General features: G+C 62.5%; 7 protein-coding genes. 1 reads left to right on the top strand and 6 read right to left on the bottom strand.

The genetic code is table 11. The features are described 5' to 3' along the window. Positions 1–17: 17 nt before the first annotated feature. Together BT199_RS12130 and BT199_RS12125 are read right to left on the bottom strand one after the other, a co-directional pair. Positions 18–2,279, bottom strand: a complete 2,262-nt coding sequence (locus tag BT199_RS12130; RefSeq protein ID WP_072434552.1) for an ATP-dependent DNA helicase — start codon at positions 2,277–2,279, stop codon at positions 18–20. Then, positions 2,276–3,922, bottom strand: coding sequence for a VRR-NUC domain-containing protein (locus BT199_RS12125; RefSeq protein WP_072434551.1), 1,647 nt, complete (start codon positions 3,920–3,922; stop codon positions 2,276–2,278). The genes BT199_RS12130 and BT199_RS12125 overlap by 4 nt, the downstream gene beginning before the upstream one ends. Positions 3,923–4,111: 189 nt before the next feature. Between BT199_RS12125 and BT199_RS12120 the strand changes: the two genes are divergently transcribed. Next, positions 4,112–4,336, top strand: a complete 225-nt coding sequence (locus BT199_RS12120; protein WP_003191162.1) for a YgdI/YgdR family lipoprotein — start codon at positions 4,112–4,114, stop codon at positions 4,334–4,336. 121 nt (positions 4,337–4,457) lie between these two features. On the opposite strand, the gene BT199_RS12115 is transcribed toward BT199_RS12120, so the two are convergent. From BT199_RS12115 to BT199_RS12100, 4 genes are all read right to left on the bottom strand, one after another. Next, positions 4,458–5,882, bottom strand: a complete 1,425-nt coding sequence (locus tag BT199_RS12115; RefSeq protein ID WP_060767318.1) for a polyurethane esterase — start codon at positions 5,880–5,882, stop codon at positions 4,458–4,460. A gap of 180 nt (positions 5,883–6,062) precedes the next feature. After that, entirely contained in the window at positions 6,063–9,170 is a 3,108-nt protein-coding gene (locus BT199_RS12110) for an autotransporter outer membrane beta-barrel domain-containing protein (RefSeq protein WP_019820082.1), read from the bottom strand. Between the two features lie 205 nt (positions 9,171–9,375). Continuing rightward, complete coding sequence (locus BT199_RS12105) at positions 9,376–12,333, bottom strand: autotransporter serine peptidase EprS (RefSeq protein ID WP_072434550.1); 2,958 nt, start codon at positions 12,331–12,333, stop codon at positions 9,376–9,378. Positions 12,334–12,458: 125 nt separating this feature from the next. Then, positions 12,459–13,799, bottom strand: a complete 1,341-nt coding sequence (locus BT199_RS12100; protein ID WP_003191155.1) for a TolC family outer membrane protein — start codon at positions 13,797–13,799, stop codon at positions 12,459–12,461. Positions 13,800–13,801: the final 2 nt, after the last annotated feature.

Here is a 13,801-nt window from a genome sequence, read left to right as displayed (position 1 = left end):
AGCGAGCTTGTTCGCTCCTACAGGGGCTTGATCGCCCACCAACGCGGCAACAACTGCTGCACCCGCGATTCGCCAAAACGGTCATCGATCAGCATCACCACCCCGCGATCCTGCTGGCTGCGGATTACCCTCCCCGCTGCCTGCACAACTTTCTGAATACCGGGATACAGGTAGGTGTAGTCATACCCCGCGCCGAAAACAGCGCCCATACGTGCCTTGATCTGCTCATTCACCGGGTTGAGCTGCGGCAAACCCAGGGTGGCGATAAACGCACCGATCAGGCGCGCTCCGGGCAGGTCGATACCTTCGCCAAACGCACCGCCCAGCACCGCAAAGCCAATGCCCTGGCTGTGGTGGGTGAACTGCTCCAAAAAGGCTTGGCGCTCGGCCTCGGCCATGCCCCGCGCCTGCAACCACAACGCAATCTGCGGGTGCCGTTCGGCCATTAACTGGGCCACCTGTTGCAGGTAATCGAAGCTTGAGAAAAACGCCAGGTAGTTACCCGGTTGCGCAGCGAATTGCCGCGCGAGCAGTTCCACGATAGGTTCCAGCGACGCCTGGCGATGCACAAACCGCGTAGAGATGCGGTCAACGATGCTGACCTGCAATTGCTCGGCCTTGAACGGTGATGCCACATCAACCCAGGCGGTATCCGCCGGCAGGCCCAGCAAGTCCGCGTAATAATGGCGCGGGCTCAAGGTCGCGGAAAACAGCACACTGCTGCGCGCGGCGGTCAGCCTGGGCCGGATGAACTCGGCCGGCACCACGTTGCGCAGGCACAGAGTCGAGCTATTGTGCTTGCCGCTGAACGAGCGCTTGGTGATATCGAAGATAAAGTGCTCATTGAACAGCTCGGCCACTTTGGCCCATTGCAGCGCGTCGAAGTAGAAGGCTTGCAGGTCACCGCTGAGGGCTTCGGGGTGGTCGTTGAAGTAGTCGCCCATGGCGCTGGTGCACAGGCTCAGGGCCTGGAGCAGTTTGTCAGGTTTGGCGGCGTACGCCTGATACGGTGCGAGTTGGTCCTTGTGCAAGGCATTCCACTCACGGTTCAAGCGCTGCAAGGGTTTGTTCAGGGGCTCGGGCGCGTTATCGCGCAAGGTCTTGAGGCTGTACTGGTCCAGGCTGGCGCTGTACATCGAGCGCGCGCGTTCGACCAGGTTGTGCGCCTCGTCCACCAGCACCGCGACACGCCACTGGTTGAGCTGGGCCAGGCCGAACAGCATGGCGCCAAAGTCGAAGTAATAGTTGTAGTCGGCGACGATCAGGTCGCTCCAGCGCGCCATTTCCTGGCTCAGGTAGTACGGGCATACCTGATGGGCCAGCGCCACGTTGCGCAGGCTTTGTTGATCGAGCAGGCGCACCTTGGACGCGGCCTGGCGGGCGGCAGGCAGGCGGTCGTAAAAGCCCTTGGCCAATGGGCAGGAATCACCGTGGCAGGCTTTGTCCAGGTGTTCGCACGCCTTGTCCCGGGCCACCAGTTCAAGCACACGCAGTGACAGCTCGGGGCTGCTGTCGTACAGCACCTGGGCGGCATCCAGCGCCAGCTTGCGCCCGGGCGTCTTGGCGGTGAGGAAGAACAGCTTGTCCAGTTGCTGCGGCGCCAGGGCCTTGAGCAGCGGGAAGATGGTGCCGATGGTCTTGCCAATACCCGTGGGCGCCTGGGCCATCAGGCACCGGCCCGTAGTCACCGCTTTGTAGACCGACTCGGCCAAGTCGCGCTGCCCGGTACGGAAGTCGACATGGGGAAACGCCAGGCTCTGCGCGCCAGCGTTGCGTGCCGCACGGTGCTGCATCTCCTGCCGGGCCCAGTCCAGGAACAGCGCGCATTGCTGATTGAAGAACTGCTCAAGGTCGGGTGCATCGAACCGCTGGTTCAGCACGGTTTCGCCTTCGCCGACGATGTCGAAGTACACCAGCGCCAGGTCGATATGATCGAGCCCGAGTTTCTGGCACATCAGCCAGCCATACACCTTGACCTGGGCCCAGTGCAGTTGCCGATGGTTGGCGGGCTGGGCAGCGAGGTCGCCACGGTAGGTTTTGACTTCTTCCAGGCGGTTGGCGTCCGGGTCGTAGCCGTCCGCCCTGCCCCGCACCTTGAGCTGCTGGTAATCGCCCTCCAGGGTGACCTCGTGCTGATAGTGCGCGCTGCGCCGGGATGCCACCGTGCGATGGCCGACGATGCCTTCCTGGGCGCTGGGCGACGGCGTAAAGCGCAGGTCGAGGTCACCGACCTTGGCCGTGAACTCACACAGCGCCCGCACGGCCACGCTGTAACTCAAGCGGGTTGCTCCGCCCAACGCACGTAGCAGACGGTGACCGGCATCTGGTACTCGCCGCAGAACGCCAGCCAACGCAACTGGTTGTCTTGCAGGCGGTCGCCGGGCCCCTTGACCTCGATCATGCGATAGGTGTTTTGCGCCGGCCAGAACTGGATGAGGTCCGGCATCCCGGCCCGGTTGGCACGGATATCCTGCAACAGGCGCGTGAACCAATGGCGCAAATGCTCGGCGGGCAGGCAGGCCAGGGCTTGCTCCAGCAGGTCTTCGCTGAGCAGGTTCCAGAACACAAAGGGCGACTGAATGCCCCATTTATCCACGTAGCGTTGGCGGATGCTTGCCTTGTAGCGACCGTCCTCCAGTTGCGCAAAGCACGCGGCAAACAAGGCTTCTCGGCGTTGATAAAAGTCCTCGCTGTGCAGGTCCGCCGGCCCGCGCTGGAACGGGTGGAAGAACGCCCCCGGCAGCGGCGCAAAAATCGCCTCCCAGCACAGCAAGCCAAACAGCGAATTGATCAGGCCATTCTCGACGTAATGCACCGGTGCATCCGGTTCGCTCAAGTGCGCCAGCACGCAGGATTCCACCGACAGCAGCGGTTCCTGCACCAGCGAAAGGTCCAGGCGTGCCACCGCTTGGGGCTTGGCCCTGGGCAGCGCCGGCCCGCCGAGTTTGCGCCGCAGGCGCGGCACTACGCGAAGCAGGTGTTGGTGTTCCGCTGCGCTGTGTGGGGCCTGTTGCGCCTCGGTCGCCAGGGCCATGGCTTGGGCGTAATCCTCCTGACGTTCCAGTACGCGGATCAGCCGCGCCCGCGCGCCGAGATGAGTGCAATTGCGGTAGATCTGTTCGGCCAGTGCCAGCTCGGCGCACCGTTCGCAATACTGGCCGATCTGGAACAGCAGCTTGGCACGACGCTTTTCCAGCCACGGGTTGTCGGTACACAACGTGGCGACCTGCGCCAACACCGTATCCAGTGCCTCACCGGCTTCAAAGGCTTGCTGGCACTGGTGCAGGAATAAAAACCCATGCACGTCGTCACGGCTGCGTAAACCACGAGACTCGGCGCAGAACTCGACTTTTTCATAGGTATAGATGCCCAGATCTGCCAACACGAATTCCGACCAGTCCTGGTGCAGGTTGCCGAAGAACATCAGGCGCAGGCGATCACACAACTCCATCACTGTCAGGCTATACAGCACATCGCCCACGTCGGGACACCACTGGGTAAAGCTGCGCGGTTCGGTAAATTGCGCCGCCAAGGGTTCAAGCCAGTCGGCCTTGTTGCCCTTGGGTTGGTCGATCCAGGGCCTGAAGGCGCCGAGCAATTCACTTTTTTGCAGCAGGGCGAACAGGGTGGCAAACGGCAGCGAGCTTTGATCCTCCACCCACCCCAACTCACGCAGTGGCCCCGCCGCCGCATGAGGGCAACCGATTTCCAGGTAATGGAGCTTGGTGGCGCGAAAATGCACGCCCTTGCGCATCACCATCCGCACCAACAACGCCTGGGACGCCAGAGGCAACCTGTCAAATTGCTGAATGAAATGCTGTTCGTGCGCATCGAGCAAATCGGCATAGCGCTGCCCCAACCAAACCAGCACTTGGCGGAAGTTATGCAGGTAATACAAGGGATCTTCGAGGGGGTTGGCCATGGCGCAGAGCAATCAAATACTGGTTATGCATACAGAGTGCCGGGGCAAAGCGGTTGTTGCAATCAGTAATAGATAAATGGCGCCTGCAACTTTTTGCAAAAAAACAATCTGATGAGGGGGTTGATCAAGTAATATTTATGGCCGCGCAGCCAGACGCTGCGGGACTTTTCAGGGTTAAAGGTAAGGGTTATGAACATGAAGAATTTGGGTCTGCCACTGGTTGCACTCACTTTTCTGGTATTGGCCGGTTGCTCCACGCAAACCGTGGTGACCTTGCAGAACGGCACGCAGTATTTGACCAAGGACACGCCCAACGCCAAGACCGCCGACGGCTTCTACGAGTTCACCGATATTGCCGGCAAGCGTATTCGTATCAAGGCCGATGATGTGGCCACGGTGCGTAAGGAAAAGTGATCTTCTAGCAACACCCCATCAAATGTGGGAGCTGGCTTGCCTGCGATAGCGATTTGTCAGTCACCGCATGGCTGTCTTGACCGCCGCCATCGCAGGCAAGCCAGCTCCCACACCGAATACGTTAGCTGATGACTATCCCCTCCCCCGACAGACTGCTCACACCCACCAGCGTCACCGAATCCGTACCAAAGCTAATGACGGTATCAGCGCCCACCACCTTGACGTGGTCGCGGTAATCGGTGCTGCCCGCCACGTCGTTGAACACCAGCTTGTCCGTCGTCTGGTAGCCAATCACCCGGTCATTGCCAAACTGCCCGCTGAACAAAAACGTGTTATGCCCGCTGCTGTCACGGATGGTGTCATTGCCCTTGCCACCTTCGATAAAGTCCGCGCCCCTGCCGCCTTTGATCAAGTCGTCGCCGTCACTGCCGATGATGAAGGTATTGCCCTTGTGCGCCTCGGCATTGCGGTTGAGGTCTTGCACCCAGGTGGTGGCCCGTGCCGGATCGGACAGGTTGGCGACGATCACCGTCGAGTCGCGGGTCATCTGTTCGTAGAAGCCCGAGTCGAGGATGCGGGTCATGCCGTCGCCGTAACCGGTGGGCAAGTGCGAGACCCAGGTGGGCAGGTTGAGAATGGAAAATGGCAGCAGGTTCCACAGGGATGAAGCGTAGTGGTCGTTGAAGCTGACGATGTTGTCGGTGCTCGACTCGTGGGGCTTGTCGTGCACGCCCAGGGACGACAGGTTGAATGACGAGCCATCCAAGGCACGGAACACCGGGTCGTTTTCATAGCCGACGTTAAGCACCTTGTCGCCGGCGCTCTGGGTCGGCGACGCGTAGGCCACGTAGTTGGAGTCCTTATAGAACCCCGACCAGCTGTTGTCGCTCAAGTCGGCCATGCTGTTGACCGCGAGGCCCCCAAGGCTATGGCCGCTGACCACCACGTCATTGCCGCCCAGGCCCTGGGCACTGGCGTAGTCCGCCACGTTTTTGAGCAAGCCGCCAAAGGCTTCCCCCGCGTAGTTCTTGGCATAGTCCTTGGGCCCGAAGGCGGCGAGCAGGTCGCTGATCACATCGCCGATGGAGTCGGTGATCACACTTTCCCGAGGCCCCGAAGTGCCGCGAAAACTGATGCCGAGCTCCAGCAGCTTGCCCGCGTCATCGTACTTGCCCAGCACCTCGGCCTGCGCCGTGCCGTAGCCGAATTTTTCGCCAAAGAAGGTGCCGCGTTCATCAACCTTGCCGCTGTAGCCCAGGGTACTGGCGCTGATAGGCTTCCAGCCGGCTGCTTGCACCGCCTCCAGGGCGGCTTTTTCCGAGTCGGGGTTCCAGGGGATGCCGGGGATGACCCCTTGGGCATTGCTGCCGCCAATCAGCGCGCTGACCAGGGTGGCAGGCAAGCCCAGCCCGAGGCCGTTGTTCTGGTAACCGACGGCAAAGCCGTTATCCAGGTTGTGGTAGGAATACAGCGTGATCGCCATGGCATCGGCGAACAACGCCTTGGAGTCCTCGGTACCGAGGTTTTTATAGTCAAAGATACCCATTGGTAGTGCCTCTCTGTTGTTGGATTTGTAGAGAAAGCCAAAACACCTGTTATCCGTTACCCCCCTGTAGGAGCGAGCTTGCTCGCGAAAAACTCAAGTGCGCCGCGTTCCTTCAGGTGGAACGCGTCATCGTTGATGATCTTCGCGAGCAAGCTCGCTCCTACAGGGGTTTTTGAAGCTTTAGAACGCCCAGTCCAGGCTCAAGCCGACGCCGTGCACCTTCTCCTTGCTGGCCAGCAAGCCGTTGTAATCGAAGTTCACCCGCGCATCCTTGCTCAATGCCAGGCTGACCCGTGCTCCGACCAACGCGGCATCGCGCACCATTGGCGCACTTTCCACCGTGAACGACGGGCCGCCCGAGGCAAACGCCAGGTGCTGCTCCGAATCGGTGCTGCTCAGGTTGTGCTGCCAGCCCAGGGTGCCGGAGACTTCCAGTTGCTGATGGTCGTTGATATTGAAGGTCTTCAAGGCACGCATACCCAGGGTGCTGAGCACCAGGTCACGGCTGTCGTCGCCACTTCTCAGCGCGGCGGCGTCGCCCTTCTCTTTGAAGCTGTCAGTGTCCAGGTGCACGTAGGCCAGATTGGCGAACGGCTCCAGGGCCAGCGGTTGCAGGTTGATACGGTACGCCGCCTCCGTGAATACCTGGGTGCTGTGGGCATCGACCTTGGCTTTTTGCTTGCCGCTGACGTCGCCGTATTGCAGGTCGCGTTTGACATCGGCGCGGTGCCAGCTGTAGGTCGCGCCGCCACTCAGGCGCCAGGCGCCGATTTCATGCCCGGCATAGGCGCCGAAATGATAGCTGTCGACCGAGGCGCGGCTGTGGGTGCCGCTGCCCATGTTCAGCGACGTGTCGCTGTAGCCGGCCACCAGGCCGATGCGTGTGGCCTCATCGAGGGCGCCGTCCACACCGGCGAGCATGCCGCCGATAGAGGTGGTGTAGCCCGCCGTGTCGTTGCGGCTGTCGGTCTTGCCCCATGCACCCAGTGCCTTGACCCACACGTTGCCACGGCTGTCGATGGCTTGGCTGGTAGCGCCCATCTCGCCATTGCGCAGGCGTTCGCCCACCGCTTCGCGTACGTAGCGGCTGTCATTGACCAGTGCGGTTTCCAGCGCCGGGTATACCTCCCCGCTCAGTTGCTGGAACGCGCCTTGAGCCGAAGCGGCCGTGGGTGCCAGCAGCAAGCTTTCATACACGCCATTGCCTGCGCCCAATTGCTCGGCGGCGGCGGCCACGGCGCGCTGGTTCGGCGTAGCCGCCACGCTGGCGAAGCTGTTAGTGCGTGCCACATCCAGCTGCACACCGTTGGCGGCGTAGTTCAAGGTGCCGCCGACAAACAGGTAATTGGGCACCACTGCCGCGAAGCTACCGGTGACGCCGCCTGCCGCTTGCAGGATGTTGTACTGACGGCCGATCAGGCTTTGGGCCTGGGTGGCGCTCAGCAAGGTCGGGCTGTTTTCCAGGGCAAGAGTCACGGTGCCGCCGTTGAGGGTGGCCGTGCCGCCGGCGACGATGCGATCGCTGCTGGTGGGCGACAGTTCTACCGCGTAGGTCGAACCCGGTTCAAAGTTGACGTTGCCCGCCACGTTCAAGGTGCCGATGGAATTGCCCGGCGCCACGGTGCCGCCGCTTTTCGCGCTCAGCGAACCGATACGCCCCGAACCACCGACCACACCGCTCTGGCTGACGGTAACGTCGGAGGTGACCGAACCGTTGATTGCCAGCAAGCCCTGGTTGACCAGCGTCGGCCCGCTGTAAGTATTGGCGCCGGTGAGCACCAAGGTACCGATGCCTTGCTTGGTCAGGCCGCCATGGCCCGAGATGTCGTTGCTCCACACATCCCGCCCGCAGTGCAGGTCATCGCACACACGCTGGGTGGGTTTGCCGGCATCCACCACCGCGCCGACACCCGGCAGGTCCGCGACGAACTGGCCGCTGCCGTAGGCGCCGTCGATACGGAACTCGGCCGGGATATCCTCAGCGGTGATAAACATCCCGGGGCCGTTGACCGCCTTGCCCAGGTTGATCATGCCCCAGCCATACAGCGAATCGATGCCCGGCGCGCCGAGGTCGGTGGCGGTGGTCTTGAGCACGGTGGAGATCTGGTCGCCGCTCATGTATTGGAAGCGCTCCATCAGCACCGCTGCGGCGCCTGCCACGTGAGGTGCGGCCATGGAGGTGCCATTTTTGTTGGCCCAGTCGGTGGTGAGGTTGCTCAGGTCGGTACCGTTGATGATCGAACTGTAGATCTTGGTGCCGGGTGCCGACACGCAAAAGCTCGCCGCATAGCCACAACGCGAGGAGAAAGTACTGATCACATACGGATCGGGGCTTGCCGTATTCGGGTTCTGCTGGAGGGCCGCGACGGACAGCCAGTTAGGCGCGATCTCTGGCACAAAATACGCAAGGCCGGAAATCGCATCCGGGTTGTTGAGGTTGTAGTCATTGCCTGCAGCAAAGATGGTCAGCACACCGCTGCGGGCCGCGTCGATGGCGCCTTGGTACGCGCCACCTGCTAGGGTGCCAAGGATCGGCCTGATGGTATTGAACTGCGCCTGGGCTTCGTTGACGGTGAAATTGGGGAACGCCGGATCGCGGCCGCCCTTGGCGTACTGATCACCGATGCCGATGCCCCAGCTGTTGTTGATGATACGCGCGCCACTGGCGACCAGCCCATCCCAGCCGGCCTTGTACACGGCGCCGTCGTTGCCGAGGATGATCCCGTCTTCCGGGCCCGGGTCACCGTTTTCGGCGGTGAGGATTTGTGCGTTGAACGCCACGCCGTGCATCGGCCCGCCATCGCGGTTACCGGCCGCAATGCCGCCGACATGGGTGCCGTGGTTACCCAGCTTGCCGTTGGAGTCCTTGGACGGCGTGCCGTCGTAGCGGAACGCGTCGCCGGCCTTCACCGGGATATACGGGTCGGTGTATTGGCGAATGCCCTCGGTGACAATCGTCACCACCTTGTCGGGGCTGGCAAACTCCGGGTGCTGGGCGTACACCGGCTGGTCGAAGATCCCCAGCTTGACGCCCTTGCCGGTATAGCCAGCCGCATAGGCGGTGTCGGCGTGCACGGCGCCCAGGCCCCAGTCGGCCTTGAACTCATTGCTGCGCCAGCTGGCGGCGTCGCCCAGTTTGCCGGTTTCCACATAGGGTGCAGCCTGGGCGGTCCCCAGGCTTGCCAGGCAACACAGCAACGCGCCGTATGGCACGCAGCTCAGCGCCTTGAGCGGATAGCCCGGGCCTGTGTGGATGGCGGTAGTTAACCCTGACTTGCTTTTTTTCACGGTGACCTTCCTTAGTTTTCTTATTGCACGTGTGTAAATCACTTTCTCCAGAACACCGCCGCTGATCATTCCCACGCTCCGCGTGGGAATGCGGCCCCGGACGCTCTGCGTCCCAAAGCGTGACGCGGAGCGTCACAAGAGGCGTTACCACGCGGAGCGTGGGAACGATCAGCGGAGCGTGGGAACGATCAGGTTCACGGTGTCTTCAGAACTGCCAGTTCAGGCTCAAGCCCACGCCCTGGGTTTTCGCGCGCCCACCCAGCTGGCCGTTGTAATCCAGGTTGACCCGCGTCGACGCATTCAACGCCAGGCTGGCCTGCACGCCCACCAGGGCAGCGTCGCGCAGCAATGGCGCACTGCGCACCGCAAATGAAGGCCCGCCGGCGACAAACGCCAGGTGTTCCTCTGACTCCACCGCCGTCAGGCTGTGTTGCCAGCCCAACGAACCGGACAGGTCCAGTTGCTGGTGGTCATTGAGGGCCAGGGTTTTCAGGGCGCGCACACCGAGGGTGCTGAGCACCGCATCACGCCGGTCGCTGCCGCGTTCCAGGGCAGCGGCATCACCTTTTTCGTGGAAGGACTCGCTGTTCAGATGCACATAGGCCAGGTTGGCGAACGGCTCCAGGGCCACCGCTTGCAGGCGGATGCGGTACGCGGCTTCGGTGAAGACCTGCGCCGTGGTCGCGTCCAGCTTGGTTTTTTGCTTGCCGCTGACATCCCCCCATTGCAGGTCGCGCTTCACGTCGCCGCGATGCCAGCTGTAGGCACCGCCGACGCTCAGGCGCCAGTCACCCAGCTCGCGCCCGGCGTACGCGCCAAAGTGGTAGCTGTCGATGGACGCCGATGAATGGGTACCGCTGCCCATGTTCAAGGAGCTGTCGCTGTAGCCGGCAACCACACCCACGCGGGTCTGCTCATCCAGCGCGCCGTCCACACCCGCCAACAGGCCGCCGATGGAGGTGGTGGACCCCGCCGTTTCAGTGCGGCTATCAGTCTTGCCCCAGGCGCCCAGTACTTTGAACCACAGGTTGCTTTCACCGGCCACTGGCACATGGCGCAGGCGCTCGCCCACGGCGTTACGCAGTTGCAGGCTGTCGTTGATCAGCATCGCACCCACAGCCGGGTAGATTTCCCCGGACAGTTGTTGCAAGCCCTGCTGGGCCACGGCAACCGATTGCGACTGCAGCAGGCTTTCATACACCGGGTTGCCGGCGCCCAATTGCTCAGCAGCCACCGCGACGTTGCGCTGGTTGCGGGTCGCGCCGACGCTGGCGAAGCTGGCGTCGTTGCGCCCCACGTTCAGTTGCACGGCATTGGCGGCGTAGTCGAGGGTGCCACCGAGGAACAGGTAGTTGGGCAGCACTTGCCCGAACTGGCCCTGAATGCCGCCCGCCGCCTCGAGAATCGAGTACTGCCGGCCGATCAGGCTTTGGGCCTCGCTCTGGCTGAGCAAGGTCGGGCTGTTTTCCAGCGCCAGTGTGACGGTGCCGCCGCCAAGAATCGCCTGGCCACCGGCGACAATGCGGTCACTGCTGGTGGGCGTCAGCTCCACGGCATAGGTCGAGCCGGCGCCGAGGTTTACGTCCCCTGCCACTTGCAAGGTGCCCACGGAATTACCCGGGGCCACACGGCCGCCGTTGTTTACCGACAACGCGGCGATACGCCCGGAACCGCCGAGGGTGCCGCTGTCATTGACCGTCACTGCTGAAGTCAGCGAGCCATTGACCGCCAACAGACCGCCGTTGACCAGGGTCGCACCGCGATAGGTGCTGTCGCCGCTGAGCACCAGGCTACCGGCACCGGCCTTGATCAGGCTGCCCTCGTACACACGCTGGGCCGCCGCTTGGTCGCGGGCACTGCCGATGGCGTAATCAGTCTGGTCCTGCTGGCTGGCAGAGGCACCCACGCCGTTTTGCCAACCCTTGTCGATCAGAGTTTGCTGCCAGGCCGTGTGCTCGGCGCGGTCCTCGGCCTGGCGCTGGATGAGCGCCTGGTCGGAGATGCCGTTGCTCCACACATCGCCCTGCCCGGCGGCCAGGTTGACCTCCATGGGCCCGAGCAGTTGCCCAGGACCGTGCATCGCCCGGCCCAGGTCAGGCACGCCCCAGCCGACAATGGCGTTGGGCGCCTGGGTGATCGAGCCGTCGAGCTGCGTGGCGGTGGTCAGCAGCACCTGCAAGGCTTGCTCGTTGGTCATGTAGGGATAACGTTCCATCACCAGCGCCAACGCGCCGGTGGCATGGGGCGCTGACATCGAGGTGCCGGACTTCACCCCATACCCCCCGTCAGGAATGGTGCTGTTGATCAGCGCGCCGGGGGTAGAAATACACCAGTACTTGGCGACGCCGCATTTGTTGTATTTCTGGTTATTGGCCTTATCCAACCCGGACACGGCCAGCCAGTGGCCTTCCAGCTCCGGCTGGAAATACGGCAAGGCCGAGCGCACGCTGGCGTTGGCATAGCCGCTGTTGCCGGCGCTGAACACGTTGATCACACCGGCCTTGGCCACGTCCGCGGCCGCGTCCAGCCAGGTGCCACGGTTGTAATGCTGGGCGTACGCCGCATGCATGTTGTCCAGGGTCTGGTAGCTGACGTCCTTGGGCTGGCTGCCCCAGCTGTTGTTGATGGCGCGCACGCCGGAGTCCACCAAAGCGGTGTACACGGTCTTGAAGTATTTGGGGTCTGGCGTGGGGCCGAACAGGAAGCTGTCGTTGGCGTTGGTGTTGCCCACATAGACCTGCGCGTTGTAAGCAACGCCATGCATACCCACGCCGTCGCGGGCGGCGCCCATGGTGCCGGTGACGTGGGTGCCGTGGGAATCATTGTTCGGGTTGAGCGCGCCCGTGGTGCTGAAGGCGCTGCCATCGACATAGGTGCCCGTGGCGGTGACCGGGTGGAAACGGTCTTTGGAAGCTTCCGGGTGATTGGTATCGAACCCTGAGTCCAGCGCACCGATTTTCACGCCTTGGCCGCTGATCCCGGCGGCGTAGGCTTCATCGGCCTTCATGCGGCCCAGTCCCCAGTCGCTCTGGTACTCGGCGGAGCGCCAACTGGCGGGGTTACCCGGTTGGCCGGTCTCGGTGTATTGCGCCTGTGCCGCAACGGACAGCAAGAGCAAGGAACCTGCGGTGAAGGGTTTGAAACGTGGTGAATCGGTGATCATGTGCACACTCCCTATTATTGTTATTCCCCCTGTAGGAGCGAGCTTGCTCGCGAAGAACTCACTGGCACCGCGTATAGCCAGGATGTCCACGTCATCGTTGACGTTTTTCGCGAGCAAGCTCGCTCCTACAGTTTTCCATCCGGGCCGAAGGCTTCGTCCACTTTGGCCAAGTCGGTGTCACGCAAGTTGCCCGCGTAATAGTGCAATTTGGTCCAGGCCATCAAGTAGTCATAACGCGCCTGGGCCAGGTCGCGGCGGGTGCTGTACAACTGCTGTTCGGCGTTCAGTGCGTCGAGGTTGACGCGCTCGCCGCCGAGAATGCTCTGCTTGGTCGACACCACCAGCGCCTCGGCGGATGCCAGCGCTTTCTGATAGGCGCGCAACTTACTCACGCCCGACAGGCACGCACTGAACTGGCGACGCAATTCGATCAGGGTTTCCCGGGTCTTGCCTTCCAGCTCGTACTCCGCCTGCTCCATCGCGCGGCTGGCCTGGCGGGTGGAGGCCGAGATACCGCCACCGGCATACAGTGGCATGCTCACTTCGACGCCGATGGTGTTGGTGTCGTAGCGCTGGTTATAGGTGTTGCCGCTGTCGGACTCCTGCTTGCGCGAGGTGGCATACGCGGTGATTCTGGGCAAATGCCCGGCACGGTTGCGTTCCACTTCATAGCGCGCCACTTCCAGGGACTGGCGCTGCGAAGCCAGCACAGGGTTGTTGGTCAGCGCCAACTCATGCCAGGTGTCGTAGTTGGCCGGGGTCAGGGTGAACGCGGCAAAGCTCTGGTTCAGCGGTGCCAGGTCGTTGATGTTGACGCTTTGCACACCGATCAATGCGCCCAACTCCCGGAGCGAGGCGTCCTGCTCATCCAGGGCCTGGATCTCTTCGGCGGTGGCCAACTCGTAGCGCGACTCGGCTTCAAGGATATCGGTGCGGGTGCCCTCGCCTTGCTGGAACAAATGCCGGTTCTGCTGGAACTGTTGTTCGAACGCCTTCTTCTTGGCCCTGGCGATGTCGATCTGGTCCTGAGCAAACAGCGCCTGGGTGTAATAGCTCAACACCCGCACCAGCAACGCCTGGCTCTTGTCGCGAAAGCTTTCATCGGCGAACAGCGCCTGGGCCACGCCCTTGCGGTAGTTGGCATAGGCTTCGTAGTCGAACAACGGCTGTTGCAGGCTGAAGGTCGAGCCATAGCTGTTGTAGTTACGGTCGTCGCGGTAACTACCGCCGCGCCCGTCGGGCAGGTGCGCTTCGGAATTGTTGCGGCCCTTGTTGTAGTTGTAGGACAGCCGCGGCAGCAAGCCGGCACGGCCAATGGTGCGGTTTTCCAGGCCGGCGTCGCGCTCCTTGATGGCGCCGAGGAACACCGGGTCGTTGCGCAGCGCCTGCTCGTACACATCGAAGGGCCCCATCGCGGCCTGGGCACTGCCACACACCAGCAACAGCGAAATGAACACTGGCTTCATGC

Origin of the sequence: Pseudomonas sp. NFR02 (genome assembly GCF_900119375.1) — a bacterium.
GTDB classification, from domain to species: Bacteria; Pseudomonadota; Gammaproteobacteria; order Pseudomonadales; family Pseudomonadaceae; genus Aquipseudomonas; species Aquipseudomonas paracarnis.
This window is presented reverse-complemented; position numbering and strand designations above follow the sequence as displayed.